This is a genomic window from Paraburkholderia eburnea, assembly GCF_002917095.1.
In the GTDB taxonomy this organism is placed as follows: domain Bacteria; phylum Pseudomonadota; class Gammaproteobacteria; order Burkholderiales; family Burkholderiaceae; genus Paraburkholderia; species Paraburkholderia eburnea.
This window is the reverse complement of sequence record NZ_PQGA01000003.1, coordinates 310,541-337,255: the sequence shown is the minus strand read 5'-3', so window position 1 is coordinate 337,255 and position 26,715 is coordinate 310,541. Positions and strand designations below refer to the sequence as shown.

The 26,715-nt window shown below is 65.3% G+C and carries 25 protein-coding genes; 10 read left to right on the top strand and 15 right to left on the bottom strand.

Annotated features, from left to right (window positions below; genetic code table 11):
- Positions 1-38 precede the first annotated feature (38 nt).
- Together aceB and B0G62_RS09470 are read right to left on the bottom strand one after the other, a co-directional pair.
- Positions 39-1,631 (bottom strand): malate synthase A, encoded by a 1,593-nt coding sequence (gene aceB / locus B0G62_RS09475; RefSeq protein WP_103703932.1) that lies wholly within the window; start codon positions 1,629-1,631, stop codon positions 39-41.
- A 71-nt stretch (positions 1,632-1,702) separates the two neighbouring features.
- The gene (locus B0G62_RS09470; protein ID WP_103703931.1) at positions 1,703-2,491 is read right to left on the bottom strand and encodes a haloacid dehalogenase type II; all 789 of its coding nucleotides are present in this window, start codon (positions 2,489-2,491) and stop codon (positions 1,703-1,705) included.
- A gap of 144 nt (positions 2,492-2,635) precedes the next feature.
- Here B0G62_RS09470 and B0G62_RS09465 point away from each other — a divergent pair, with 144 nt between their 5' ends.
- Complete coding sequence (locus tag B0G62_RS09465; RefSeq protein ID WP_103703930.1) at positions 2,636-3,544, top strand: LysR family transcriptional regulator; 909 nt, start codon at positions 2,636-2,638, stop codon at positions 3,542-3,544.
- A gap of 27 nt (positions 3,545-3,571) precedes the next feature.
- On the opposite strand, the gene B0G62_RS32465 is transcribed toward B0G62_RS09465, so the two are convergent.
- Positions 3,572-3,706, bottom strand: coding sequence for a hypothetical protein (locus B0G62_RS32465; RefSeq protein ID WP_279629745.1), 135 nt, complete (start codon positions 3,704-3,706; stop codon positions 3,572-3,574).
- On the opposite strand from B0G62_RS32465, the gene B0G62_RS09460 reads away from it, so the two are divergent.
- On the top strand, positions 3,705-4,139 hold the full coding sequence (locus tag B0G62_RS09460) for a universal stress protein (RefSeq protein WP_103703929.1): 435 nt from the start codon (positions 3,705-3,707) through the stop codon (positions 4,137-4,139). The two genes, B0G62_RS32465 and B0G62_RS09460, sit on opposite strands and share 2 nt — an antisense overlap.
- Before the next feature lie 139 nt (positions 4,140-4,278).
- Here B0G62_RS09460 and aceA read toward each other — a convergent pair whose 3' ends face one another.
- The 3 genes from aceA to B0G62_RS09445 all read right to left on the bottom strand — a co-directional run bounded on the left by aceA (position 4,279) and on the right by B0G62_RS09445 (position 8,524).
- The gene (gene aceA, locus B0G62_RS09455) at positions 4,279-5,604 is read right to left on the bottom strand and encodes an isocitrate lyase (protein ID WP_103703928.1); all 1,326 of its coding nucleotides are present in this window, start codon (positions 5,602-5,604) and stop codon (positions 4,279-4,281) included.
- Between the two features lie 438 nt (positions 5,605-6,042).
- Entirely contained in the window at positions 6,043-7,806 is a 1,764-nt protein-coding gene (locus B0G62_RS09450; RefSeq protein ID WP_103703927.1) for a DEAD/DEAH box helicase, read from the bottom strand.
- A gap of 448 nt (positions 7,807-8,254) precedes the next feature.
- Positions 8,255-8,524 (bottom strand): acyl-CoA-binding protein, encoded by a 270-nt coding sequence (locus tag B0G62_RS09445; protein WP_103703926.1) that lies wholly within the window; start codon positions 8,522-8,524, stop codon positions 8,255-8,257.
- Between the two features lie 187 nt (positions 8,525-8,711).
- Here B0G62_RS09445 and tsaB point away from each other — a divergent pair, with 187 nt between their 5' ends.
- The 4 genes from tsaB to B0G62_RS09425 are packed head-to-tail and all read left to right on the top strand — an operon-like array spanning position 8,712 to position 12,061.
- The gene (gene tsaB / locus B0G62_RS09440; protein ID WP_103703925.1) at positions 8,712-9,551 is read left to right on the top strand and encodes a tRNA (adenosine(37)-N6)-threonylcarbamoyltransferase complex dimerization subunit type 1 TsaB; all 840 of its coding nucleotides are present in this window, start codon (positions 8,712-8,714) and stop codon (positions 9,549-9,551) included.
- A complete protein-coding gene (rimI, locus tag B0G62_RS09435) occupies positions 9,548-10,042 on the top strand; it encodes a ribosomal protein S18-alanine N-acetyltransferase (RefSeq protein WP_103703924.1) in 495 nt (164 codons plus the stop codon). The genes tsaB and rimI overlap by 4 nt, the downstream gene beginning before the upstream one ends.
- The gene (locus tag B0G62_RS09430; protein WP_103703923.1) at positions 10,029-10,991 is read left to right on the top strand and encodes a uracil-DNA glycosylase; all 963 of its coding nucleotides are present in this window, start codon (positions 10,029-10,031) and stop codon (positions 10,989-10,991) included. The genes rimI and B0G62_RS09430 overlap by 14 nt, the downstream gene beginning before the upstream one ends.
- Positions 10,988-12,061, top strand: a complete 1,074-nt coding sequence (locus tag B0G62_RS09425) for a DUF1853 family protein (protein WP_103703922.1) — start codon at positions 10,988-10,990, stop codon at positions 12,059-12,061. The genes B0G62_RS09430 and B0G62_RS09425 overlap by 4 nt, the downstream gene beginning before the upstream one ends.
- A 21-nt stretch (positions 12,062-12,082) precedes the next feature.
- Here the strand turns inward: B0G62_RS09425 and thiD are convergent, their stop codons facing one another.
- Positions 12,083-12,889 carry a bifunctional hydroxymethylpyrimidine kinase/phosphomethylpyrimidine kinase gene (thiD, locus tag B0G62_RS09420; protein ID WP_103703921.1) on the bottom strand — a complete coding sequence of 269 codons (807 nt, stop codon included), beginning with the start codon at positions 12,887-12,889 and terminating at the stop codon, positions 12,083-12,085.
- A gap of 120 nt (positions 12,890-13,009) precedes the next feature.
- Positions 13,010-14,320, bottom strand: coding sequence for a lysophospholipid transporter LplT (gene lplT / locus B0G62_RS09415; protein ID WP_103703920.1), 1,311 nt, complete (start codon positions 14,318-14,320; stop codon positions 13,010-13,012).
- A gap of 218 nt (positions 14,321-14,538) precedes the next feature.
- On the opposite strand from lplT, the gene alr reads away from it, so the two are divergent.
- The 3 genes from alr (at position 14,539) to B0G62_RS09400 (ending at position 17,518) form a co-directional block, all read left to right on the top strand.
- A complete protein-coding gene (gene alr / locus B0G62_RS09410) occupies positions 14,539-15,609 on the top strand; it encodes an alanine racemase (protein WP_103703919.1) in 1,071 nt (356 codons plus the stop codon).
- Positions 15,610-15,720: 111 nt separating this feature from the next.
- On the top strand, positions 15,721-17,100 hold the full coding sequence (gene radA / locus B0G62_RS09405) for a DNA repair protein RadA (RefSeq protein ID WP_103703918.1): 1,380 nt from the start codon (positions 15,721-15,723) through the stop codon (positions 17,098-17,100).
- A gap of 154 nt (positions 17,101-17,254) precedes the next feature.
- On the top strand, positions 17,255-17,518 hold the full coding sequence (locus B0G62_RS09400; protein ID WP_103703917.1) for a DUF2866 domain-containing protein: 264 nt from the start codon (positions 17,255-17,257) through the stop codon (positions 17,516-17,518).
- A 99-nt stretch (positions 17,519-17,617) separates the two neighbouring features.
- Here the strand turns inward: B0G62_RS09400 and B0G62_RS09395 are convergent, their stop codons facing one another.
- Positions 17,618-18,805: a CaiB/BaiF CoA transferase family protein gene (locus tag B0G62_RS09395; RefSeq protein WP_103703916.1), complete on the bottom strand. Its 1,188-nt coding sequence runs from the start codon at positions 18,803-18,805 to the stop codon at positions 17,618-17,620.
- 90 nt (positions 18,806-18,895) lie between these two features.
- The gene (locus tag B0G62_RS09390) at positions 18,896-20,845 is read right to left on the bottom strand and encodes an ATP-binding cassette domain-containing protein (RefSeq protein ID WP_103703915.1); all 1,950 of its coding nucleotides are present in this window, start codon (positions 20,843-20,845) and stop codon (positions 18,896-18,898) included.
- Between the two features lie 218 nt (positions 20,846-21,063).
- Here B0G62_RS09390 and B0G62_RS09385 point away from each other — a divergent pair, with 218 nt between their 5' ends.
- Entirely contained in the window at positions 21,064-21,546 is a 483-nt protein-coding gene (locus tag B0G62_RS09385) for a glutathione peroxidase (protein ID WP_103703914.1), read from the top strand.
- 14 nt (positions 21,547-21,560) lie between these two features.
- Here B0G62_RS09385 and cls read toward each other — a convergent pair whose 3' ends face one another.
- The 5 genes from cls to dapD form a co-directional block, all read right to left on the bottom strand.
- The gene (gene cls / locus B0G62_RS09380; protein WP_103703913.1) at positions 21,561-23,027 is read right to left on the bottom strand and encodes a cardiolipin synthase; all 1,467 of its coding nucleotides are present in this window, start codon (positions 23,025-23,027) and stop codon (positions 21,561-21,563) included.
- Between the two features lie 177 nt (positions 23,028-23,204).
- Positions 23,205-24,101: a 50S ribosomal protein L3 N(5)-glutamine methyltransferase gene (gene prmB, locus B0G62_RS09375; protein WP_103703912.1), complete on the bottom strand. Its 897-nt coding sequence runs from the start codon at positions 24,099-24,101 to the stop codon at positions 23,205-23,207.
- Between the two features lie 32 nt (positions 24,102-24,133).
- Positions 24,134-25,273, bottom strand: a complete 1,140-nt coding sequence (gene dapE / locus B0G62_RS09370; RefSeq protein WP_103703911.1) for a succinyl-diaminopimelate desuccinylase — start codon at positions 25,271-25,273, stop codon at positions 24,134-24,136.
- 142 nt (positions 25,274-25,415) lie between these two features.
- On the bottom strand, positions 25,416-25,784 hold the full coding sequence (locus tag B0G62_RS09365; RefSeq protein ID WP_103703910.1) for an ArsC family reductase: 369 nt from the start codon (positions 25,782-25,784) through the stop codon (positions 25,416-25,418).
- Positions 25,784-26,611, bottom strand: a complete 828-nt coding sequence (dapD, locus tag B0G62_RS09360; protein ID WP_103703909.1) for a 2,3,4,5-tetrahydropyridine-2,6-dicarboxylate N-succinyltransferase — start codon at positions 26,609-26,611, stop codon at positions 25,784-25,786. Before dapD ends, B0G62_RS09365 begins: the two co-directional genes overlap by 1 nt.
- Between the last annotated feature and the right edge of the window lie 104 nt (positions 26,612-26,715).

Below are 26,715 nucleotides of genomic sequence, written 5' to 3'. Positions count from 1 at the left end.
CGCCCGGACGTTTCAGGCGATCAGTACGATAGCGAGACTTAGATCTCTTCGTACAGCGGCAGCGTCAGGAATTCGACGAAATTCTCCGACGTCGACATCTGTTCGAAGATCTGCGCGGCGCGATCGTAGGGCTTCGTATCGCCGCCCACCGACGCCTTCACCTTGTCCAGTTCCTGCCCGATCAACTCGCGCACGAGCTCCGCTGTGACCTTGCGGCCGTCTTCGAGCTTGCCCTTGGGCGAGCGGATCCACTGCCACACCTGCGAGCGCGAGATTTCCGCGGTCGCGGCGTCTTCCATCAGGTTGTGGATCGGCACGCAGCCATTGCCCGCGAGCCACGAACCCAGGTAGTGGATGCCGACGTTGATGTTGTTGCGCAGGCCGGCTTCGGTGATCGGCGCTTCCGGGCGGAAGTCGAGCAGATCCTTGCCCGTCACGTTGACGTCGGGGCGCTGCTTGCCGATCTGGTTCGGCTTGTCGCCGAGCACCTTCACGAACTCTTCCATCGCGATGGGCACGAGGCCCGGGTGCGCAACCCAGCCGCCGTCGTAGCCGTCGCCCGCGTCGCGCGCCTTGTCCGAGCGCACGCCGCCCATTGCCTTGTCGTTGGCCGCCGCGTCGTTCTTGATCGGGATCAGCGCGCTCATGCCGCCGATCGCCGGCGCATTGCGCTTGTGGCAGGTCTTGAGCAGTTCGAGCGCGTAGGCGCGCATGAACGGCACCGTCATCGTGATCTGCGAGCGGTCCGCGAGGCAGAAGTCCGCGTCCTTCTTGAACTTCTTGATCGCCGAGAAGATGTAGTCCCAACGGCCGGCGTTCAGGCCCGAGCTGTGCTCGCGCAGTTCATAGAGGATTTCGTCCATCTCGAACGCGGCGAGGATCGTTTCGACCAGCACCGTCGCGCGAATCGTGCCGCGCGGGATGCCCACGCCTTCCTGGGCCGCGACGAAGATGTCGTTCCACAGGCGCGCTTCGAGGTGGCTTTCCATCTTCGGCAGATAGAAGTACGGGCCGCTGCCGCGCGAGATCAGTTCCTTCGCGTTGTGGAACAGGTAGAGCGCGAAGTCGAAGATGCCGCCCGAGACGCGCTGGCCGTCGACCGTCACGTGCTTTTCGTCGAGGTGCCAGCCGCGCGGACGCACGATCAGCGTGGCGATCTTGTCATTGAGCGTGTACGACTTGCCGTTCTGTTCGAGCGAAATCGTGCGGCGCACCGCGTCCTTGAGGTTGATCTGGCCGGTGATCTGGTTGTCCCAGTTCGGCGCGTTCGAATCCTCGAAGTCGGTCATGTAGGAATCCGCACCCGAATTCAGCGCGTTGATGATCATCTTGCGCTCGACCGGACCGGTGATTTCCACGCGGCGGCATTCGAGATCCTTCGGCAGCGCGGCGATTTTCCAGTCGCCTTCGCGGATCGACTTCGTGTCCGCGAGGAAGTCAGGACGCTCGCCCGCATCGAGGCGCTTCGTGCGCTCGACGCGCGCCTTCAGCAGTTCCTGCCGACGCGGCTCGAATGCGCGGTGCAGCTTCGCGACGAGTTCAAGCGCCTCGGGCGTGAGGATCTGTTCGAAGCCGGGTTGGATCTCGGCCGTGATCTGCATGCCTTGCGGCAGTTGCAATGTGTTTGCCATTTGCTAACTCCTTGGTCGGTCAGATTGGAATGCGTGAGTGTTGTTATTACCGTGCTGGCTGAACGATGGCGTCATGCGCCCGGGCTGGGGCGGGGGCGGCTTCGTTCGGCGGTTGCGGCGGTATCGGAAAGTGAAGCAGGAAAAGCGGCGAGAAAGGCGACAAGCTCTGCCATGCCGCCGCCGGTGCCATGCGGCGCCATGCCGAGTTCTTCGGCGGGCAGTCGCTGGCGGTTGATCCAGAACGTGGTGTAGCCGAACCAGCCCGCGCCCGCGGCGTCCCAACCGTTCGACGACACGAAGACGATGTCGCGCGGCGCGGCGTCGAATGCGCTCGTGCCGAGCGCGTAGGCCGCGGCCGCCGGTTTGTAGGCGCGCACCGCATCGACCGACAGCACGTGATCGAACAGGCCGTTCATGCCGGCGCTCTTCACGGCGATGTCGAGCATCTGCGGATTGCCGTTCGAGAGGATCGCAAGACCCGCACGCGTGCCGTCTTCACGTGGCTCGCGCAGCCGGCGCAGGACCGGCAGCACGTCTGGGAAGGCGGAGAGACAGGCGTATTCGTCCATCAGGCGTTTTTCACCCGCGCCGGTAAGCGGCAGGTTCAGACGGCGTGCCGCGTAGCGCAGCGCGTCGAGCGTGATCTCCCAGAACGGCTTGTAGCGCGCGCCCGCCGGGTCCGACAGCGTGCGCAGCTGCGTGTACTCGATCTGCTTGAGACGCCAGAGCTGCGAGAGCGCTTCGCCGTGAGCGGGGAACATCTGCTCGGCGGCGGCGACGACCGAATGGACGTCGAAAAGCGTGCCGTACGCGTCGAAGATCACTGCCTTGGGATTGTGGATTGTCGTTGTGGCCGACATAGCCTTGCACTCCATCATCAGAGGTCGAGGAGCATTGTATTCATGAGTGCAATGGTGGAAAAAGTCGGCAATGATCACTTGATCTTTTACTTTTACCTACCTAATCTGTGCGCCGGACTTACGCTTTCCCTCACAGGCGCGCTCATGGACCGCTTCAAACAGATAGAAACCTTTGCCGCCGTCGCCGCGAAGGGCAGTCTTTCCGCCGCCGCGCTGGCCGAAGGCGTTGCGCCCGCGATCATCGGCCGCCGCATCGACGCGCTGGAGGAGCGCCTGGGCGTCAAGCTGCTCGTGCGCACCACGCGCCGGCTCACGCTGACCTTCGAAGGCTCGGCGTTCCTGGAGGACTGCCAGCGCATCATTCATGACTTGCAGAATGCGGAAGCGAGCGTCTCGGCGGGCGGCGTGAAGGCGAGCGGGCACTTGCGCGTGTCGGCGCCCGCGGGCTTCGGGCGGCGCCACGTCGCGCCGCTCGTGCCCGATTTCACGACCGCGCATCCGGACGTGACGATCACGCTCGATCTGTCCGACCGTCTCGTCGATCTCGTCAACGAGGGCTTCGACTGCGCGGTGCGGCTGGGCGAATTGCCCGATTCGTCGCTGGTGTCGCTCAAGCTCGGCGAGAACCGGCGCGTGGTGGTGGCATCGCCCGCTTACCTGTCGCGGCGCGGCGCGCCCGATACGCCGGCGGATCTCGCGCGCCACAATTGCCTCGCATTCGGGGCGAGCCTGAACCAGCAGCGCGGCTGGACGTTCCAGGAGGACGGCAAGGTGGTGCAGATCCGCGTTTCCGGCACGATGGAGTGCTCGGACGGCGCGGTGCTGCACGAATGGTGTCTGGAAGGCCATGGTCTCGCATGGCGTTCGTGGTGGGAAGTCGGCGACGATATTGCGGCGGGCCGGCTCGCGAGCGTGCTCGACGCCTACGCCGCGCCGCCTATCGGCATCCATGCCGTGTTTCCGCAGCGCCGCCATCTGCCGCTGCGCGTGCGCCTCTTCCTCGACTATCTCAAACATACCTACGGTCAACCGGGTTACTGGGGCCAGGAATGAATGCGCGGTCTGCATTGCGCGTTTTCACTATGCGGAGAAGCCCGTAAGCGCGTCTTGCGGCGCTTTTTCGTGCACGACTTCGCGCACTACAATCGGAATCAGGATCGCGAGAAAAATCGCGTCAAGCAGGCCCGCAGCCCAGACGAACACGGAGAGCGCCATGTTCAAGCACATCCTCGTTCCGACCGACGGCTCGGATCTGTCGCAAAAGGCCATCGACGGCGCGATCGACCTGGCGCGCACGGTGGGCGCCCGCATGACCGCCTACGCGTGCCTGCCGCAATATCCGTATTCGCCTTACGCCGATGTCGTGATCGAACTGCCCGGCGATTTCCAGACGCGCAGTGAGCGAGAGGCGCGCGCGCATCTGGACGAGGTGGAAAAGGCCGCGCGCCGTGTCGGCGTGAGCTGCGCCAGTTGCACGAGCGTCCATCCCGCGCCGTACCTGGGCATCATCGAAGCCGCCGAAAACTGTGGTTGCGACGTCATCTTCATGGCCTCGCACGGGCGCCGCGGTCTGGGCAGCCTGCTGATCGGCAGCGAGACCCAGCGCGTGCTCACGCATACGAAGATTCCGGTGATCGTCTATCGCTGATGCCGTGCTCGACGTGGTGGGCGCGGGTGACGGCGGCGGCAACCGGCGCGTCCCGCCAAGGACTCGCACGCCGGCCGCCGCCACAGTCGTACTGCCTTACCGCCATTGCGCCTCTACACCCGCGACACCCTCGACACCATTAAGCGACCTTCTGATCCCGCTGATCCTTCTGCTCGAAGAACTGCTCGTCTTCCGTCGAGCCGTGCAGCGCCGTGGTCGACGCGTTGCGCTCGACCGTCTGCGTCACGGCGTCGAAGTAGCCGGTGCCCACTTCGCGCTGATGCTTCACGGCGGTGAAGCCCTTCTCGGCGGCGGCGAACTCGGCCTGCTGCAATTCGACGAACGCGCTCATGTTCTGACGCGCATAGCCGTGCGCGAGGTTGAACATCGAGTAGTTCAGCGAGTGGAAGCCCGCCAGCGTGATGAACTGGAACTTGTAGCCCATCGCGCCCAGCTCGCGCTGGAACCGGGCGATCGTCGCGTCGTCGAGATTCTTCTTCCAGTTGAACGACGGCGAGCAGTTGTAGGACAGCAGCTTGCCCGGGAATTCCTTGTGAATCGCTTCCGCGAACTGCTTCGCGAACGCCAGATCCGGCTTGCCCGTTTCGCACCAGATCATGTCGGCGTACGGCGCGTAGGCGAGGCCGCGCGAGATCGACTGCTCAAGGCCGTTGCGCGTGCGAAAGAAGCCTTCCACGGTGCGCTCGCCGGTCAGGAACGGCTTGTCGTTGTCGTCGATGTCGGAGGTGACGAGGTCGGCGGCTTCGGCGTCGGTGCGCGCGAGCAGCACGGTCGGCACGCCGCAGACATCGGCGGCTAGGCGCGCGGCCGTCAGCTTGGCGACGTTTTCGCGCGTCGGCACGAGCACCTTGCCGCCCATGTGGCCGCACTTCTTCACCGAAGCGAGCTGGTCCTCGAAGTGCACGCCCGCCGCGCCCGCTTCGATCATCGCCTTCATCAGTTCGAACGCGTTGAGCACGCCGCCGAAGCCCGCTTCCGCGTCGGCCACGATCGGCTGGAAGAAGTCGGTGTAGCCCTCGTCGCCCGGGTTCTTGCCTTCCGACCACTGGATCTGGTCGGCGCGCGTGAGCGTGTTGTTGATGCGCTTGACGACCTGCGGCACCGAGTTGGCCGGGTAGAGCGACTGGTCGGGGTACATTTCGCCCGCGAGGTTGGCGTCGCCCGCGACCTGCCAGCCCGACAGATAGATCGCCTTCAGGCCCGCCTTCACCTGCTGCATCGCCTGGTTGCCGGTGAGGGCGCCCAGCGCGTTGATGAAGGGTTCGTTGTTCACGCCATGCCAGAGCTTTTGCGCGCCGTTTTTCGCGAGCGTGTGCTCGGGCTGGATCGAGCCGCGCAGACGCACCACGTCTTCGGCCGTGTAGTTGCGCTTGATGCCCTTCCAGCGCGGATCCGTTTCCCATTGCTGCTGAAGCTGCTGGACTTGCTCTTGACGAGTCGACATGGTGAGCTCCTTCTGTCTACCTGATATAGGGACCACTGATCGGAACTGCTGAGCGGACGAATTTCGCGAAGCCTGCTGCTAGTCAGGTGACGGAGCGTTTTCGTTTCGCGAACTCTTATATAAGAGTCTAGGCGGATCGATTGCGCCGCGACAGGGCGGGAACGGGTAAATTTCTGGCTTTTTATTTCATTAAAATCAGGCGCTTACAAGATGCGTTTTGCGATAAGAAACGCTGTTTTTCATCCTGCAATGGGGCGCGTTGTGCCACGCAGCACGATTTTTTACCACGCAAAAAATTTTTTCGTATCGTGAAACGATGCGCGCAAACAAAAAAAGACCGGCGCCTGGGCACCGGTCTTTCTATTTGCCGATCGTGACTTGTGTGAGACAGGCGGAATCTTCATTCCGCCCGCAACATCGAGCGACGTTAGCTAGCGCTTAGCTGTCGCGACGTGCGCCACGCGGGCCGTCGTTGCGACGTGCGCCGCTGAAGCCTTCACGCGGGCGACCGCCGAAGCCTTCGCCGCGCGGCTGGCTGTAGCCGCCACGATCGCCGCCGCTGCCTTCGCGGCGCGAGGCGCCGTAGCCGCCTTCACGCTGGCCGTAGCCGCCGCGCGAGTTTTCCGTGCGGTTGCCCCAGCTGTTGCCGTTGCGATCGCCGCCGTTGTTGTTACGGTCGCCGAAGCTGCGTTCGCCGCTATTGCCACCGTTGCCACCGTTGCCGAAGCTGCGCTCGCCGCCGTTGCCGCCACGGTTGTTGCCGTAGCCACCCGGCTTGCCGCTGCCGCTGCCGAAGCGACGGCCGCCACCGTTGCCGCCGCCCGGACGGCCACGGCCGCCACCAAAGCCACGGTTTGCGGGCGGCGACTTGCGCGGCTCGAAACCTGCGACGACGTTGACCGGCAGCGGAGCACGCACGAAGCGCTCGATGCGCTTGAGCGCGCCTTGCTCGGCGTGATGCACGAGGCTCACGGCCGTGCCCGAACGGCCTGCACGGCCCGTACGGCCGATACGGTGGACGTAGTCTTCCGCGAACTTCGGCAGGTCGTAGTTGAACACGTGCGTGATGCCCGGGATGTCGATACCGCGTGCTGCCACGTCGGTCGCCACCAGCACGCGCACACGGCGCTCGCGCAGTGCGCGGATCGTGCGGTTACGCGCGCCTTGCGGCAGATCGCCGTGCAGGGCGGCGGTTTCGAAGCCTGCGTCGGCAAGCTTGCCGGCCAGCTGGTCGGCGTCCATCTTGGTTGCCGTGAACACGACAGCCTGGTCGAGGCTCTCGTCGCGCAGCAGATGGTCGAGCAGACGATCCTTGTGATCGCGGTCGTCCACGTAATGCACGGTCTGGGCGATGTTCGAGGCGGCTTCGACCTTGCGGACGATCTCGATACGCTCCGGATCCTTCAGCAGGCGGCCGGTGACCGACGCGATCTTGCCGTCGAGCGTGGCCGAGAACAGCATCGTCTGACGCGTTTCCGGCGTAGCGGCGACGATCGTGTCGATGTCGTCGATGAAGCCCATGTCCAGCATGCGGTCGGCTTCGTCGAGCACGAGCATCTTGAGTTCGGACAGGTCGATACGGCCGCGTTCGAGGTGGTCGAGCAGACGGCCCGGCGTCGCCACGAGAATCTCGGGGTTCTTCGCGAGCAGCATGAGCTGCTGGCCGTAGGCCACGCCGCCCAGAATGCTGACGGTGCGCAGACGGCGCAGATGCTTGCCGTAGGTCGCGGCGGCCGTCGTCACCTGCATGGCGAGCTCACGCGTGGGCGTGAGGACGAGCAGGCCAGGACGGGCGACCGGCTGTTGCGGACGGCGCTGGCGGCCTTGCTGGCCTTCGCCTTGCGGGCGCGGCTCGCGCGGTTGTGCGGCTTGTGCCTTCTGGATCTGCGCGAAGCGCTCGATCGCCGGCAGCATGAAGGCTGCGGTCTTGCCCGAACCGGTCGGGCTGGAGACCAGCAGATCGCGGCCCGCGATGCCGGCAGGAATGGCGCGTTCCTGCACGGGCGTCGGAGCCTTGTAGCCCGCCGCGATCAGCGCGGAGATGATCTCCGGCGACAGACCGAGCGATTCGAACGTCGGACCTGCGGGTGCGTCGGCGGCTTGCGCGGGGGCTTCAGTGGAAGCGGCGGCAGCAGCAGCGTCGAGACCGAGGGCGTCGTTAGCGATCGCGTCGAGGGGGCTTTGGGTATTGCTCGAAGTCATGAAAATCCTTGGTACACAGGAAATAGAACGTCGGCGCCAATCGGCATACCCAAGTCGTCTGATTTTGCGAACAAATCGAAAAACGGGGGCAATCCGCACCACGAGAGGGCGGATTTTTCGTTAGAAGCTGTTTTGGGTGCGACTCTAGCCGGGATTGGCCAGTCGCCAGCCTGAATCTTGACGGCCCGATAACTGGGCCACGGCAGGGGGGGACAGGTTCTAAACTGGATTGGAGCTTAACGCTACGAGGCGGAGCACTGATCGCAAAGGGCGACCGGAGCGCAACGCAGCAGGCATTATATCTCGTTTTGTTGCGCCGCGCCAGCGCATATGACGCCTCGCGCCCTGCGACAGCCTGACGCAAGGGGCGAGGGTAGGATTTGGCGGGGACTGGGCGAGGGTGTTGCGCAGCCGTCAGTCCCGTTGATGGAAATGGGGCTGGATTAACTCAACTAGCAGCGCCGCTCTTGAGCGATTCGACGAGCTCGATGTACTGCGTCTTTGCCGTGTCTTCAGCGGTGCCTTGCAGCGCGGCCCACGCGTCGTACTTGTACTTGCCGACGATGTCGGCGAAGCCCGGCTTGTCGCCGTGGACGTCGCCTTGGGTGGCCTGCTTGAACAGGGCATACAGACGCAGCAGCGTCAGGTTGCCCGGACGTTCCGTCAGTTGCTGGACGTCTTGCTGGGCCTGCGCGAATTGGGCTTGTACGTCGCTCATGGGTTTTTCCTCCACTATAGGTATCGATGCAGTCCATTGATCCTACCAGCGTGAGAACGGCATCATCTGGCACAGGGCTGGAACGATTCCTCCACTCTAGTCAGGCATGCGCCGTCAGTACGCGAAGGAGTGCATGACTCATGCCCGGGCGGCGACTGCGCGGGAGCGGCGCATTACAATAGCGCTCATGACTGAAACCGTGCTGCTTGCCCTCGATACCTCGACCGAATACTGCTCGGTCGCGCTGCTTCGCGTCGCCACGCCCGCTGGCGCTGCCGCCGTTGCCTCCCTCACCGCCGATGCCCCCGACGCCGCAGAAGAACCGCGCGTCTGGGTGCGTCATGAAGCCACCGGCGCCGTCTCCAGCACGCGCCTGTTGCCCGCCATCGGCGAACTGCTCGCCGAAGCGGGGCTTACGCTTGCCGATTGCGATGCGATCGCCTTCGGTTCCGGCCCCGGTTCCTTCACGGGATTGCGTACGGCGACGGGCGTGGCGCAAGGCCTCGCGTTCGGACTCGACATTCCCGTGGTGCCCGTGAGCACGCTGCTCGTGTGCGCGGAAAGCGCGCGTCTGCGCGATCCCTCGACCGTGCGCGTGCTGGCGGCGCTCGATGCCCGCATGGACGAGGCTTACTGGGCCGATTACGCGTGGGATGCCTCTGCGGGCGACTCGGGCGATTGGCGCACGCTGCAGGCGGCCTCGCTTGACGCGCCCGAGGCGATCGTCGCGCCCGACGAACCGTTCACGCTGGCCGGTAACGCCGCGGCGGCGTTTGGCTCGCGGCTGGCGGCCTCGGCCGCCGCGCGCACGATCGACGCCGAAGCGCTGCCGCACGCCGTCCCGCTCGCCCATGCCGCGCTGCGCGCGTTCCGCGCGGGCCGCACCGTGCCTGCCGATCAGGCCGCGCCGGAATACGTGCGCAACAAGGTCGCGCAGACCACTGCCGAGCGTATGGCGGCGAAGGCGGAAAAAGACGCACGGGATACACGGACCGCGCGCGGCGACGCCCAGGAGGGAAGCCGATGAGCGGCGTGTTGATGACCGACCGCTATCTCTCGCAGATGACGGAGAGCGACCTCGACGAGGTCGTCGTCATCGAGAAGTCCGCCTATGAATTCCCCTGGTCGCGCGGCAATTTCGAAGACTCGCTGCGCAACGGCTACTACGGCATCTGCATGCGTCATGTGACGGGCACGCTGCTGGGCTACTGCGTGCTGATGCCCGTGGTCGATGAGATGCATCTGCTGAACCTGTGCGTCGCGCCCCAGGCGCAGGGCGCGGGCGCAGGCCTCGCGTTGCTGCGCGAAGGCGTGCGCATCGCGCGCGTGCAGGGACTCGAAGGGCTGCTGCTCGAAGTGCGGCCGTCCAACTATCGGGCGATCCGGCTTTACGAGCAGTTCGGCTTCGTCACCATCGGTCGCCGCAAGAACTACTATCCGGCCCGCCATCACAGCCGCGAGGACGCGATCGTGATGCGTTTTTCTTTTGCACTGGAGGGCGCGGATGCCGCTCGATGAGATCGCGCTGGAAGAATTGGGCCTTGCGCCGCGCTGGGTTCGCAAGGGCGTGACGGTCGTTGCGCCGCAAGCGGCGCCAGTCGCGAGCGCCGCAGTGGAAGTCGAGGTCGAAGCACGGCCTGCAGTCGCTCTCGAAACCGCCGCGCCCGCGCCGGCCGTGGAGCGTGCGACGCCGCCCAAGGTACGTGCCGAAGATGCCTTCGCTGCCGAAGCAACACCACAGGTTTCGCCGGAGCGCGTGGCGCCCGCCAGGCCCGCGCAGGCCGCGTCCGAAGAACCGCCTCCGCTCACCGAAGACGATTTCGCATGGTTCGACGCCGTGCCGGAACCGGCGCTGCCACACGACATCGAACCGGTCCGCGCACCGCGTGATGACGTGGCCACGCTGAATTGGGACGCACTGGCCGAACGCGTCGCGTCGTGCACGCGCTGCCGTTTGTGCGAGAAGCGCACGAATACCGTGTTTGGCGTGGGCGACCGCGAAGCGGACTGGATGCTGATCGGCGAAGCGCCGGGCGAGAACGAAGATCGCCAGGGCGAGCCCTTCGTCGGCCAGGCGGGCAAGCTGCTCGACAACATGTTGCGCTCGCTCACGCTCGCCCGCACCGAGAACGTCTATATCGCCAACGTCATCAAGTGCCGCCCTCCCGGCAACCGCAATCCGGAACCGGACGAAGTCGCGCGCTGCGAGCCGTATCTGCAGCGCCAGGTGGCGCTCGTGAAGCCGAAGATCATCGTCGCGATGGGCCGCTTCGCAGCGCAAAGCCTGCTCAAGACGGGCAACAGCATTGCGTCGCTGCGCGGGCGCGTGCACGAGTACGAAGGCGTGCCCGTGATCGTCACCTATCACCCGGCGTATCTGCTGCGCAGTCTGCAGGACAAGTCGAAGGCGTGGACCGATCTGTGCCTCGCGCGCGATACGTGGCGCACGGCGGGCGGCGGTCAATGAGCGCCGCGCGGCCCGTGCATGGCGGCGGGCCGGGTCAGGGTTCGCCGATCGATCGTTATGCCGATCCCGCCGTGCGCGATCTCGCATGGCTGTTGTTCAGCGCCGATCTGCTGCGCGCGCAACCCCACATGCCGCTCGCCCGGACAGGGTCGAACGACGAAGAGAGGGGCCACGCGCTCGCGTGGCTTGCGCAACTCGATCACGAGCCTTCCCGTCTGCATGCCGCGCTGGATGGCGCGCGCATCACGCGCCTTGGCCGTTACGCCGAAACCTTGCTCGCCTGGTATCTGCAAAACGGTCCCGAGCCGCGCCTGATTGCCGCCAATGTTGCGTTGCGCGGCGAGGGCAGGACGCTAGGCGAATGCGATTTCCTCGTCGAAACGGCTGACGGTTTGCGCCTGCATTGGGAACTGGCGGTGAAGTGCTTTCTTCATGCGGGTACGACGGGCGCAACCGCCTCGCGGCTGGCGGATTACGTCGGGCCGAATCTGCGCGATCGCTTCGACCTGAAGTTTGCGCATCTGCGCGATCATCAACTGCGCCTGAGCGAGCGGCCCGAGTTGGCGTCGCTGGGTTTTGCCGGGCCGTGGCTCGCGCAGATGTTCATCAAGGGATGGCTGTTCTACCGCGCCGGCGAGCAGGTCGCCGATGCGCCGGAGTTGACGCCAGGGCATGGCCGGGGCTGGTGGGTGACGCACGCCGACTGGATGGCTTTCGCGCAACGCTCGGGCGCGGATGGCTGGAGCGTGTTGCCGAGGCTGGCCTGGCTGGCGCCGCGTCATCTCTCTTCGCGGTCCCTGATCGCAACTAACAGCCAAGTCAGCGAACATCACGAAAACGGCTGCGATGCCGCCGCCAGATCGTTGCGCTCATCGAGCACGGAAGTCGGCAGGCCGACCGATCCCGCGACGCTTTTCTCGACGTATTTCGAGAGCCTTGCGCGCCCGCACGAACCCACGATGGTCGCCGCCTTTATCGACGATGGGGCAGGCGGCTACGTGGAGCGCTCGCGCGGCTTCATCGTCCCCGACGACTGGCCGGCGCGCGCCCAGGCTTACGCGCGGCAGTAGCGTTACCACCGCGCGAACGGCTTACCACCAGCGCCAGAAGTGGTGCACCGGCCCAACGCCGTCGCCCACGTCGAGTCGATCGCTGGCTTCCAGCGCGCCCGTCAGGTAGGTCTTCGCCTGCGCGACCGCCTCCGCGAGCGTCGGATGTTGCGGCCACAGCGCGGCGATCGCCGACGACAGCGTGCAGCCCGTGCCGTGCGTATTCGTTACCGGCACGCGTGGACCGCCCAGCCGCAATGTCCCTTCCGCCTCGATCAGCCAGTCGGGGCTGTCGGTGCTGCCCAGATGGCCGCCTTTCATCAGCACCGCCTGCGCGCCGAGCGCGCGCAGCGCCTCGCCTTGCTCGACCATCGCGGCTTCGTCCGTGGCCGGCGCGACGCCGAGCAGCGCCGCGGCTTCCGGCAGATTCGGCGTGACGATGCCCGCGAGCGGCAACAATTCCTCGCGCAACGCGGCAACGGCCTCGGGCGCGAGCAGCGCGTGATTGCTCTTCGAGATCATCACCGTGTCGAGCACGACACGCTGCGGCTTGTGACGGCGCAGCGCGTCGGCGACCGCGCGCACGATCGGCGCGTTGGCGAGCATGCCGATCTTCACGGCGTCGATGCGGATATCGTCGAATACGGCGTCGAGCTGCGCCGTCACGAAGGCCGGATCGGGCGCGTGAATCGCGGTGACGCCGCGCGTGTTCTGTGCCGTGAGCGCGGTGATGACACTCGCGCCATATGCGCCGAGCGCGGAGAAGGCCTTGAGGTCGGCCTGGATGCCGGCGCCGCCGCCGGAGTCGGAGCCGGCGATCGTGAGGACGTTGGAAATCGGAGCAGTCATGTCAGCTTCGCGTGCCGCGCCGCGCGTGGAGCTTCGGAGTCGAAGCCGCATAGGCGCGGGCGCAGGAAAGAGAGTCGATACGGTAGGTGACGCGGGCGCGCTAACACGCGCGCCGCCGGGTCAATGCCGGTGATTTTCGCCGATCAGCGCGACGGAGTCGAACGCGCGTTGATTGGCCTGATGGCGGCGCATCACGAGCCACATCATCAGGCAGACGAAGGTGCCGAACAGCACGATCACGATGGCGACCGGCACGTCGAGCCAGACGAGCACGGCGTAGAGGCACAGCATCACGAGCACCGAGAGGTTCTCGTTGAAATTCTGCACGGCGATCGAGTGACCGGCGGACAGCAGCACGTGGCCGCGGTGCTGGAGCAGGGCGTTCATCGGCACGACGAAGAAGCCGGAGAGCGCGCCCACCACCATCAGGAACAGATACGCGAACAGCAGATAGCCCGGCAGGCGCAGGTGGCCGATATGCAGCCCCCAGTGCGGCGGAAACAGGTTGCGCGTGTAGAACGCCATCAGCATCACGGCGATGCCCATCATGATGCCCACGGGCAGCACCGAAAGCGACTTCTTGAGCGGAATACGGGCCGCGGCGATCATTGCGCCCGCAGCGACGCCCACGGCCACCACGGCTTGCAGCACCGCGCCTTCGGACAGCGACATGCCCAGCGACACTTCGGCCCACTTGAGCACGATGAATTGCAGCGTCGCGCCCGCGCCCCAGAACAGCGTCGTGACGGCGAGCGAGATCTGGCCGAGCTTGTCGTGCCAGAGCGTGTTGAAACAGTCGGCGAAATCGGTGATGAGGCGGATCGGCCCGTGTTCCTGGCGCGGATAACGCGCGCCGGTATCGGGGATACGCAGATTGAAAAGGGCGGCGATCACGTAGATGGCCATGATGACGAGCATCGCGGCTTCGGCGGGCGTGTTGATCGAGGCGGGCGTATGGCGGATCACGTGCGCGGCGATATGCGGGCTGATCAGCGCGCCGCCCAGCACCGTGCCGAGAATGATCGAGCCGACCGTCGTGCCCTCGATCCAGCCATTGGCGGCGACGAGGCGCTCGGGCGGCAGCAGCTCGGTGAGAATGCCGTATTTGGCCGGCGAATAGGCCGCCGCGCCAAAGCCCACGACGCCATAGGCCAATAGCGGATGGGTGCCGGCCAGCATCATGGCGCAGCCGACCACTTTAATCGTGTTGGTGATGAACATGACGCGCCCTTTGGGGCGCGAATCGGCAAAGGCGCCGACGAAGGCGGCAAGAACGACGTAGGACAGGACGAAGAACAGCTTGAGCAGCGGCGTCATCCAGTTCGGAGCGTGGAGGTCTTTCAGCAGTGCTATCGCAGCGATGAGGAGCGCATTGTCGGCCAACGACGAAAAAAACTGCGCGGCCATGATGGTGTAAAAGCCTTTTTTCATCTGATGCGATGCTGTCCTCGCTGCGGTCCGTCCGCCCCGGACGGGTGGAGGCATCCGGGCTTATTACGTTCGAAATGGGTTGTGCGCAGGGCTTTATATCACGAAAATAGCTGTATTCGGACTAGCACATTCCTTGACCGCCCACCTGGCGGGCCTGCCGGGCGCTGAAAACACCCTGTAAGCTCCTGATTCGAAAGCGTCTTTGCGAAAAAACTCCCATGCCGCGCCCCCTCTCAGCCACGATCCATACCACCGCACTCGCCAATAATCTCTCCGTCGTCAGGAAATACGCGCCGAAGTCGAAAATCTGGGCCGTGGTCAAGGCCAATGCCTACGGGCACGGGCTTGCGCGCGCCTTTCCGGGGCTGCGCGCCACCGACGGCTTTGGTCTGCTCGACCTCGAAGAAGCCGCGAAACTGCGCGAGCTGGGCTGGGCCGGTCCCATCCTGCTGCTTGAAGGTTTTTTCCGCCCCACCGATATCGATGTGATCGACCGTTACAGCCTCACGACGGTCGTGCATTGCGACGAACAGATGCGAATGCTCGAAATGGCGCGCCTCTCGAAGCCGGTCAACGTGCAGCTCAAGATGAATAGCGGCATGAACCGGCTCGGCTACTCGCCCGAGAAATATCGCGCGGCCTGGGAACGGGCGCGCGCCTGTCCCGGCATTGGCCAGATCACGCTGATGACGCATTTTTCGGACGCCGACGCGCCGCGCGGCATCGCCGAACAGATGGCAACGTTCGAGCGCGGCGCGCAAGGCATCGCGGGCACGCGCAGCCTCGCGAATTCGGCGGCCACGCTCTGGCATCCGTCGTCGCATTTCGACTGGGTGCGCCCCGGCATCATTCTGTATGGCGCGTCGCCTTCAGGCGTGGCGTCGGCGCTCGACGGCACCGGGCTGCAGCCGGCCATGACGCTTGCCTCGGAGATCATCGGCACGCAGACGGTCGCCGAAGGGCAGACCGTCGGCTACGGCTCGACCTTCACGGCGCGCAAGACGATGCGCATCGGCGTGGTCGCTTGCGGCTACGCGGACGGCTACCCGCGCATCGCGCCCGAAGGCACGCCCGTGATCGTCGATGGCGTGCGCACGCGCATCGTCGGACGCGTCTCGATGGACATGATTACCGTCGATCTCACGCCGGTGCCGAACGCGGGCATGGGCACGCGCGTCGAATTGTGGGGCGCGAATCTGCCCATCGACGAGGTGGCGGCGGCGTGCGGCACCATCGGCTACGAGCTGATGTGTGCGGTTGCGCCGCGCGTGCCGGTGCGCGCGGAGTAAGTGCGCACAAAAGCGCGCACAAAGCACGCACCAAAGCCCACCACGCTCCCTCCGATCAATCTTCAGACATGCGCGCTCATGCGCGCGTAAAAACCCGGTACGACAACCAGCATGGCGAAGGCGAAGACGGTCTATATCTGTACCGAATGCGGCGGGCAGGCCCACAAGTGGCAAGGACAATGTCCCGCCTGTAACGCGTGGAACACGCTGGTGGAAAGCGTCGCGGAGCCGACGAACGGCAATCACCGCTTCCAGTCGCTCGCCAAGAGCGCGCCGGTGCGGCGTCTTGCCGATATCGAAGCCTCGGATGTGCCGCGCTTCACTTCGGGCATCGGCGAATTCGATCGCGTGCTCGGCGGCGGACTGGTTGCGGGCGGCGTGGTGCTGATCGGCGGCGACCCCGGTATCGGCAAGTCGACGCTGCTGCTGCAATCGCTCGCCGAAATCGCCGCCGACCGGCGCTCGCTCTACGTGAGCGGCGAAGAGTCCGCTGCGCAGATTGCGTTGCGCGCGCAACGTCTTGGGCTGCTCGAAAAGGGCTCGAAGATGAACGATCTTCAGCTCCTTGCGGAAATCCAGCTCGAAAAGATCCAGGCGACCATCGAAGCCGAAAAACCCGACGTCGCCGTGATCGACTCGATCCAGACGATCTATTCCGAAGCGCTGACGTCCGCGCCCGGCTCGGTCGCGCAGGTGCGCGAATGCGCCGCGCAGCTCACGCGTATCGCCAAGCAGTCGGGCACGTCGATCATCATGGTCGGCCACGTGACGAAGGAGGGCAACCTCGCGGGCCCGCGCGTGCTCGAACACATCGTCGACACGGTGCTGTATTTCGAGGGCGACACGCATTCGTCGTTCCGTCTGGTGCGCGCGTTCAAGAACCGCTTCGGCGCGGTCAACGAGCTGGGCGTGTTCGCGATGACGGAAAAAGGCTTACGCGGTGTCGCGAATCCTTCCGCACTCTTTCTGTCGCAGCACGAGCAGAGCGTGCCCGGCTCGTGCGTGATGGTGACGCAGGAAGGCTCGCGCCCGCTGCTGGTGGAAGTGCAGGCGCTCGTCGATACGGCGCAGGTGCCCAACCCGCGCCGGCTCGCGGTTGGCCTGGAGCAGAACCGGCTCGCGCTGCTGCTGGCGGTGCTGCACCGTCATGCGGGCATCGGCTGCTTCGATCAGGACGTGTTCCTCAATGCCGTGGGCGGGGTCAAGATCACCGAACCGGCCGCGGATCTCGCCGTGCTGCTGTCCATTCACTCCTCGATGCGTAACAAGGCGTTGCCCAAGGGTCTGATCGTTTTTGGCGAAGTCGGGCTGGCGGGCGAGATCCGACCCTCGCCGCGCGGCCAGGATCGTCTGAAGGAAGCGGCGAAGCTCGGTTTTACCTGCGCGCTGATTCCGCGCGCCAACGCGCCGAAGCAGCCGATCGAAGGTTTGAACGTGATCGCCGTCGAGCGGATCGAAGAGGCCATCGATCGCGTGCGCGAGTTCGAATAACGGCGAATTCACGGCCCCAGGCGCCGCGCGCAGGCGCGGTCTGGCGCGTAATGATTAGTAACAACCCTGGCGCGTGCTGTAACCAGAAAGTTTTGCGATTTCCCTATCCTTGCCCCGTTGAGCAACCCCGCATCCAGCGGAAAGGATAGCGACTTTGAAACAGACAGAAACGTTTACGAGCGCCAGTTCGATCGTCGTGCGCGGCTGCCGGGTCTCCGAGCCGCTCGTGCAGCCTTGGGGCAGCAGTTGCCGTATCGTCGAATGGATCGATGGCGACGGCCGCATTTCGCGACAGGTGGTGGCCGGCAACGTGACAGCCGCGCAGGTGCGCAGCACCATCGCCCATCACGTCGAAGGCCGCAAGCACGTCCTCTATGACGACGAGCGCGCACCGCGCCAGACCTTGCCGCGACGCTAGGCACGCGGCGTCTTTTTCCCGTAACTCCCGCAACTCCCCCGATTCCTGTCATTCCAGCAACAAACGAGACAATGGGCGCCCGGTGCGCCCATTGCTGTTTTAGCCCCACGGGCCGTAGTTGAACGGCTTCTTGCCCGGTTGACCGGCGCTCGGGTGAGCGCTCGCCGGCGAGATGGCGGGGGCTGCCGGCGCGGCGCCCATGGGCAGGCGCGCAATGCTTGCCGGCGGCTGCACGGCGGCTTCACGCTGCGCATCGATATCGTCGAGCATGGCCCGAAGCACGTCGGCATTGAAGAGCGGATGATTGGCGGCTTCACCGGGGGTGAGCACGGGCGAGACGCAGCAGTCGATCACTTCGAGCCGATCGATCCAGGTTTGCAGCGTCTCGGACGCGATCAGCGCGCCCAGCTCGCGCGTAAGCGACGCAGCGTCGGAGCCGCCAATCGCCTGACCGAGACTCCAATGACGCTGCGCCCAGTCTTCGCGGCCCAGCGCGGCGCACAGTGCCTGCCAGAACTTGAGTTCGAGCGCGCCCACCGCGAGCCATCGGTCGTCCTGGGTCCGGTAGAGGTTGTAGCAGGGCACGCCGCCGTTCAGCAGGCCGCCGCCGGGCTGGAGCGCCGCCGCGTCGTCGTTGGCGAGCGCTACCTGTGCGACCACGTTGTTCACGTGCGATTCGCGCGCCATCGAGATATCGACGAAACGGCCTTCGCCGCCGCGCGAAACGTGCCAGAGCGCCGCGAGGATCTGCGTGACGGCCGACAGCGCGCCGCCCAGCAGATCGGCGATCTGGAAATTCGGCAGCACGGGCGCGCCGTCGCGCGTGGCGAGCTGGTCGAGCACACCGGCATACGCGACATAGTTGAGATCGTGGCCCGCGCGATCCGAAAACGGGCCGGTGGAGCCATAGCCCGTGATCGCGCAATAGACGAGCTTGGGATTGGCCGCGCGCAGCGTTTCGTAGCCAACGCCGAGCCGCTCCATCACGCCGGGCCGGAAGCTCTCGACCAGCACGTCGGCATCGCGCGCGAGCGCGAGCAGCACCGCGCGGCCGCCTTCGGACTTCAGGTCGAGCCGCGTCTCGCGCTTGCCCCGGTTGACGAGCCGATAGAACGCGCCGGGACGCCCCGCGAGTTCATCGGTGGTGTTCTGCATCATCGTGCGCGCCGCGTCACCGGCGCCTGGCGGCTCGATCTTGAGCACGTCCGCGCCCATTTCCGCGAGGCGCAACGTGGCCACGGGCCCGGGTAAAAGCCGGGTCAGATCGAGAACGCGTAAGCCCTGCAATGCGGCGGGTGTCGACACTAGGATGGCTCCTGACGATGGCGCTGGCTGGCGTGGGCGTGGGTTGGCTGGAGACGGTTGGCGCAACGCGCGTCAACCGATCTGTTCGAGTTCCTCGTGGGCTTCGAGCCAGTCGGCTTCCAGTGCTTCGAGCCGCCCCTGGACTTCGGCCTGACGGCGGATCGACTCGGTCAGCTTGCTCTTCTGCGCGGGTTCGTAGCTGGCCGGATCGGCGACGTACGCGTCCAGTGTGCCCTTTTCTGCGTTGAGCGCGTCCATCTCTTTCTCGATTTTGGCGATCTTCTGCTGCAAGGGCTTTTTCAGATGCCCGAGACGCTGGCGCGTTTCCGCTTCCTGACGGCGTTGTTCCTTGCGGTTCACACCGTCGTCGGCAATGGTGCCGGTTGCTGCATTCGCCGTGCCTCCCGCCGCCGCCTTGATCGCCGCGCGCTGTTCCGCTGCGTGCTGGAGCAGCCAGTCGCGGTAGTCGTCCAGATCGCCGTCGAAGGGTTGCAGGCGGTGCTTCGCGACCAGCATGAACTGGTCCGTGGTGGCGCGCAGCAGATGCCGGTCGTGCGAGACGAGAATCAACGTGCCCTCGAACTGTGCGAGCGCCATGGTGAGCGCGTGACGCGTTTCGAGGTCCAGATGGTTGGTCGGCTCGTCGAGCAGCAGCAGATTGGGCTTCTGCCAGATGATGAGCGCGAGTGCGAGGCGCGCTTTTTCGCCGCCGGAGAACGGGGCGATTGGCGCCGTGGCCATTTCGCCGGGGAAGTTGAATCCGCCGAGGAAGTCGCGCAGTTCCTGCTCGCGCGTGTCGGGCGCGAGGCGCGCGAGATGCTGGAGCGGGGTGTCGTCGGGGCGCAGCGTTTCGAGCTGATGCTGCGCGAAATAGCCGATCTGCAGGCCCTTGCCCGTGCGCAGATCGCCGGAAAGCGGCGCGAGCGTGGCGGCGAGCGTCTTGATGAGCGTGGACTTGCCCTGGCCATTCGCGCCGAGCAGGCCGATGCGCTGGCCGTTCTGGATCGACAGCGCGACGCCTTCGACGATGGGTGTTTCGCTGCCGTCGTCGGCGCGATAACCGCAGCGCACGCGGTCCATCACCAGCATGGGATTGGGCGCCGAATCGGGGGTGCGGAATTCGAACGTGAAGGGCGAGGCTGCGTGCGCGGGCGCGATCAGCTCCATCTTCTCCAGCGCCTTGACGCGGCTTTGCGCCTGGCGCGCCTTGGTGGCCTGAGCCTTGAAGCGGTCGATGAAGCTTTGCAGATGCGCGACGGTGCGCTGCTGTTTCTCGTAGGCGCTTTGCTGGAGCGCGATCTGTTGCGCGCGCAGGATTTCGAACTGCGAGTAGTTGCCGCCGTAGCGCTTGATCTGCTGGTTTTCCAGGTGCAGCGTGACATTGCAGACCGAATCGAGGAATTCACGGTCGTGCGAGATCACGACGAGCGTGCCGGGATAACGGTGCAGCCAGTCTTCGAGCCAGACGATGGCGTCCAGATCCAGGTGGTTCGTGGGTTCGTCGAGCAGCAGCAGGTCCGAGCGGCACATCAGCGCCTGGGCGAGGTTCAGGCGCATGCGCCAGCCGCCCGAGAAGCTCGCGACCGGCTGGCGGGTCTGATCCATCGTGAAGCCCAGACCAAGCAGCAGGGCTTCGGCGCGTGCGGGCGCGGTATAGCCGTCGGCATCGGCGAATGCGGCGTGCGCCTCGGCTTCGGCCGCGCCGTCATGCGCCGCCGACGCCGCGGCGATGCGGGCCTCGATCTCGCGCAGCGGGGCGTCGCCGTCCAGGGTGTATTCGAGCGCGTTCTTGTCGACCGCGGGGGTTTCCTGCGCGACGTGCGCGATTTCCCACGAAGGCGGCATCGAGAAGTCGCCGGCGTCCGCGTGCAGCTGGCCGCGCAGCACGGCGAACAGCGTGGATTTGCCCGCGCCGTTCGCGCCGATGAGACCGACCTTTTCGCCCGGATTGAGGGTGAACGAGGTCTGGTCGAAAAGCGGCTTGGTGCCGCGGGCAAGGCTGAATTGATTGAAGCGAATCACGGGAGCGCGGGCGCGGTCAGGGCCGCGGACAAAACGTAAAGCGCTATTTTAGACTGCCGCGCGCGCCGGCCGGCATCGGCCGAACGGCTAGTGTGCATTTGCAGCGGATTGGCCGCTGTTCTGGTGACTTTTACCGTGCCCCGTTGCTAGCCATCTGGCCAGGGTGCGGGCGGCACGTTTTCTCACGTAGACTGGCGCTTTCCTTGGGGAGGAGCCAGATGACCACGGTTTATTCGTTCACGGCGCAACCGCTTGGCGGCGGCGCGCCGGTGAGCCTCGAACAATACGCGGGCAAGGTCCTGCTGATCGTCAATACTGCGAGCGAATGTGGCTTCACGCCGCAGTACGCGGGCCTGCAAAAGCTCTACGACCAGTACGCCACACGGGGCCTTGCGGTGCTCGGCTTTCCTTGCAACCAGTTCGGCAAGCAGGAGCCGGGCGACGCCACGCAGATCGGCGCGTTTTGCGAGAAGAACTTCGGCGTGACGTTTCCGATGTTCGAGAAAATCGACGTGAACGGCGCGAACGCGCATCCGCTCTACAACTGGCTTACGGGCGAGGCGCCGGGGCTGCTTGGCCTTGAGCGCATCAAGTGGAATTTCACGAAGTTTCTCGTGGATCGCAGTGGCAACGTCGTCAAGCGCTATGCGCCGCTCACGAAGCCCGACGCCATTGCTGCCGATATCGAAAAACTCCTGTAGCGGGTGCCTTTTACTTAGAGAATCGGCGCGAACAGACGTGCGACGTGCATCGCGATCTTGCGCCAGGCGGGCGCGTCGCGATACTCGCTGCGATCGATTTCCAGGCTCGCTTCGAAGTCGCGCAGCAGCATCGTTTCGACTTCCGATGCGAAGCCTGCGTGGACGGTCAGCACCATGATCTCGAAGTTCAGGCGAAACGACCGGTTGTCCAGGTTCGCGCTGCCGATGGCGGCCGCCGTATCGTCGATCAGCACGACCTTCTGGTGCAGGAAGCCCGGCTGGTAGCGGAAGATGCGGATGCCCGCGCGCACGGCGTCGTAGGCATAGAGCGTCGAGGCTTCGAACACTACGTAATGGTCGCGCCGGCTCGGGATCAGGATGCGCACGTCCACGCCGCGCAGCGCGGCCAGGCGCAGGGCGGCCAGCACGGCGGAATCAGGTACCAGATAGGGCGTGGTGATCCAGATGCGCGTGTTCGCCGCGTTGATCGCTTCGACGAAAAAGAGCGAGCAGGTCTCCTGACGATCGGCGGGACCGGTGGGCATCACGAGGCAGGCCATGTCGTCGCCGTCGCGCGGCTTGAGCGCGGGCGGCTCGCTGCCCGGCAGTTCCTGCGTGACCCAGTACCAGTCCTCGGTAAACGCAAACTGGATGTTGGCCACCACCGGGCCGCGCACTTCGATATGCGTGTCGCGCCACGGCGAAAGCGGCGGTTTGGCGCCGAGGTATTCCACGCCAACATTGTGACCGCCAACGAAGGCGCGCTCGCCGTCCACCACGACGATCTTGCGGTGATTGCGGAAGTTGAGCTGGAAGCGGTTGACGAAGCGCCGTTTCGTCGAGAACGGATGCACTTCCACGCCGCCCGCGCGCAGTGCGTTCACATAGCTCGCGGGCAGATCGAAGCTGCCGATGCTGTCGTAGAGAAAATGCACACGCACGCCGCGCGCGGTACAGGCGAGCAGCAGGTCCTTGAGCATGTCGCCGAGCGCATCGGCGCGCACGATGAAGAACTGCACGATCACATAATGGCGGGCCCGCTCGATGGCGTCGAAGATCGCGGCAAACGTGGCCTCTCCGTTGACGAGCGTGCGCACTGCGTTGCCGGGCACGAGCGGCATGCCGCCCAGATGCGAGAGCGTGCGGATCACACGCGGACTGAGCGCGTCGGCGGGCCAGTTCGCTTCGCTGGCCAGCCGGTCGCCGGATTCGCTGCCGAGTTGCCCAAGGTCCGGCGCACGCGCGCGCGAGCGCAGCGTTTCGTTGCGCAGCCGCCGCGCGTCCGCATAGCCCGCGAACTTGCTGCGGCCAAGGAACAGATAGGGGATGAGCGTGAGGTAGGGCATCGTCGCAAGCGAGACCGCCCACGCGATCGCCCCTTGCGAAGTGCGGGTAACGAGGATGGCGTGACACGCGGCGATCAGTCCGAGCAGGTGGACGATCGCGAGCAGGGTGCCGAGGGTAGACCAGTCGAATCGCATAAAGACGCGGGACGCTCCTGAAGCCGGGCGGCGGTGTCAGCCGGGAAACGTCCATCTTACCGAAGCCCGCGCAATGGGGGCTATCCCGGTAGCCGGTCAGGCGGTGCGTCTGGGTCAAGCTCGCGCGCCGCGTGGCGACGCGCGAGTGACGGCGGCGGCCCGTTCAGGGCAGCAGACTTAGACCGGCAGATCGCAGGCCTGGATCAGGAACACCTGATCGTCGCCGGCGCTCGTCGAGAGCCAGACGAGATCGAGGCCGCCAAACGCGGCTTCGACGTTCTCGCGCTCGTTGCCGATCTCGACCACGAGCACGCCGTCGTCGGTGAGCCAGTTGCGCGCTTCCTTGACGATGCGGCGCACGATATCCATGCCGTCCGCGCCGCCTGCGAGCGCCATCTCGGGCTCGTGGCGGTATTCGGGCGGCAGCGCCTGCATCGAATCGGCGTTGACGTAGGGCGGGTTGGTGATGATGACGTCGTAGCGGCGCTCGGGCAGCGGTGCGTACAGATCGCCTTCGAACAGCGCGACGCGTTCGTCCAGCTCATGCTCGTGCACGTTGCGTTTTGCGACTTCGAGCGCGGGCGCGGACAGATCGACGGCATCGATATCGGCATTCGGGAACGCGTGCGCGGCGAGAATCGCGAGGCTTGCCGAGCCCGTGCAGAGTTCGAGCACGGCGGTGACCTGCTCGGGATCTTCCACGTACGGTTGCAGGCCGTCTGCGAGCAGCTCGCCGATGAACGAACGCGGCACGATGACGCGCTCGTCCACGTAGAAGCGCAGGCCGTGCATCCACGCTTCCTGCGTGATGTAGGCAGCGGGCACGCGCTCGGTGGCGCGGCGCTCGATCACGGCGAGCACCTTGTCGATTTCCTCGGGCGCGAGGCGCGCGTCGAGGAACGGGTCGAGCAGGTCCAGCGGCAGATGCAGCGAGTGCAGGATCAGATACGCGGCTTCGTCATAGGCGTTGCTCGAACCGTGGCCGAATGCGAGCTGCGCGGCGGAGAAACGCGAGACGCCGTAGCGCAGCAGATCGCGCACGGTCTTGAACGTGGTGGAAAGCGGTTGGGTCATAGTGTGGACTCCAGCGTGAGCGCGCGTGGCGCTCAGGCGATCAGTTGTTCGAGCACGCGGCGGTACACGTTCTTGAGCGGGTCGATGAACTTCACTTCGATATGCTCGTCGATCTTGTGAATGCTGCCGTTGGGCGGGCCGAATTCGACGACCTGCGGGCACATGCGCGCGATGAAACGGCCATCCGAGGTGCCGCCCGTGGTGGAAAGCTCGGTGGTGACGCCGGTTTCGTCCAGGATGGCTTTTTCGAGCGCATTCGAGAGCGCGCCGCGCGGCGTGAGGAAGGGCAGGCCGCTCACGCTCCAGGTCAGGTCGTATTCGAGACCATGCTTGTCGAGGATCGCGTGCACGCGCGCTTGCAGGCCTTCGACCGTGCTGGCGGTCGAGAAGCGGAAGTTGAACAGCACGTCGGCATGGCCCGGGATCACGTTGCTCGCGCCCGTGCCGCTGTGCAGGTTCGACACCTGCCACGTGGTCGGCGGGAAGTATTCGTTGCCGTCGTCCCATTTTTCGGCGACGAGTTCTGCCAGCGCCGGTGCGAGCAGATGCACCGGATTCTTCGCCAGATGCGGATAGGCGATGTGGCCTTGCACGCCTTTGACGACGAGCTTGCCCGACATCGAGCCGCGGCGGCCGTTCTTCACGCAGTCGCCCAGCGTCGCCGACGAAGTGGGCTCGCCGACGATGCAGTAATCCATTTTCTCGCCGCGCGCCTGCAGCGCCTCGACGACCTTGACGGTGCCGTCGGTGGCCGGGCCTTCCTCGTCGCTGGTGATGAGGAACGCGATGGCGCCGCGATGCTGCGGATGGGCGGCGACGAACTCTTCGCTCGCCACGACAAAGGCGGCAAGCGACGTCTTCATGTCGGCGGCGCCGCGGCCGTAGAGCACGCCGTCGCGGTGCGCGGGCTCGAACGGCGGCGAACTCCATTGCTCGAGCGGGCCGGTCGGCACGACATCGGTGTGGCCCGCGAAGGCGAGCAGCGGGCCGTCGGTGCCGGCCGCGCCGCGTTTGACGGCCCACAGGTTGGTCACGCCGTTGGATTCGATCGTTTCACACGCGAAGCCGAGCGCGCTGAGGCGTTCGGTCATGATGCGCTGGCAGTGCTGGTCGTCGGGCGTCACGGACGCGCGCGCGATCAGGGCTTCGGTAAGGGCGAGGGTGGCGGACATGGATGGACCGGTTGCAAATGAAAATGCCGGCGCCGCTGACGAATCAGGGGCCGGCAACAGCTTGTGATGGCGTTCGTTCCGATACGCGCACGAATGTGCCGGACTCACGCGATAAATCAGCCAAAAGTGTCAGGCAAAAGTGTCAGGCAAAAATCGCTTCCAACTGCTCGGCGGCAAAGCCGAGCGTCTTGACGCGGCCGTTCACGGCGATGACCGGACGCTTGATGATCGACGGCTTGTGGATCATCAGCGCGATCGCGCCGGCGGTCGAGTCGGCTTCGGCCTTGTGCACCTCGGACAGACCGCGCCAGGTCGTGCCGCGCTTGTTGATGAGCTGATCCAGCGACACATCCTTGAGCCAGTCCTGGACCAGCGCATTCGACACGCCCGCCTTCTTGAAGTCATGAAATTCGAACTCGACGCCGTGTTCTTCCAGCCACACACGGGCCTTCTTCACGGAGTCGCAGTTCGGAATGCCGTAGACAACGACAGTCTTTGCGGCCTTCGCCATCAGTCGCCTCGCAGCAGCTCGTTCAGGCCGACCTTGGCGCGGGTCTTCGCGTCGACCTTCTTGACGATCACGGCGCAGTACAGGCTGTGCGAGCCGTCCTTCGAGGGCAGGTTGCCGGCCACGACGACCGAGCCTGCCGGGATGCGGCCGTAGGAGACTTCGCCGGTTTCGCGGTCATAGATTTTGGTCGACTGGCCGAGATACACGCCCATCGAGATGACCGAGTTTTCCTCGACGATCACGCCTTCCACGACTTCCGAGCGCGCGCCGATGAAGCAGTTGTCCTCGATGATGACGGGGTTGGCCTGCAGCGGCTCAAGCACGCCGCCGATGCCGACGCCACCCGAGAGGTGCACGTTCTTGCCGATCTGCGCGCACGAACCGACCGTCGCCCACGTGTCGACCATCGTGCCTTCGTCGACATAGGCGCCGATGTTGGTGTACGACGGCATCAGCACGACGTTCTTGCCGATGAACGAGCCGCGGCGCGCGATGGCCGGCGGCACGACACGGAAGCCGCCCGCGGCGAAGTCTTCAGCCGTGTAGTTGGCGAACTTCGAGGGCACCTTGTCGTAGAACTGGCTGTAGCCGCCTGCGGGCATCGGCGCGTTGTCTTCCAGGCGGAACGACAGCAGCACGGCCTTTTTCACCCACTGGTTGACGACCCAGTCGCCATCCTTCTTCTCGGCGCAGCGCAGCGCGCCTTTGTCCAGCTCGGCGATGACGTGGGCGACGGCTTCACGCACGTCGTTCGGCGCGGACTTGGGCGAGAAGTCGGCGCGGTTTTCCCAGGCGGTGTCGATGATCTGCTGAAGTTGTTGCGACATGGTGGTGATTTCGTGAGAGTTCGGTGAAAAAGCGCGGTGAAAAAGCGCACCGCGAGGGCGCGATCGGCAAAGCGTGGCACGCGCGGCGCGCGTGCGGGAGAAGC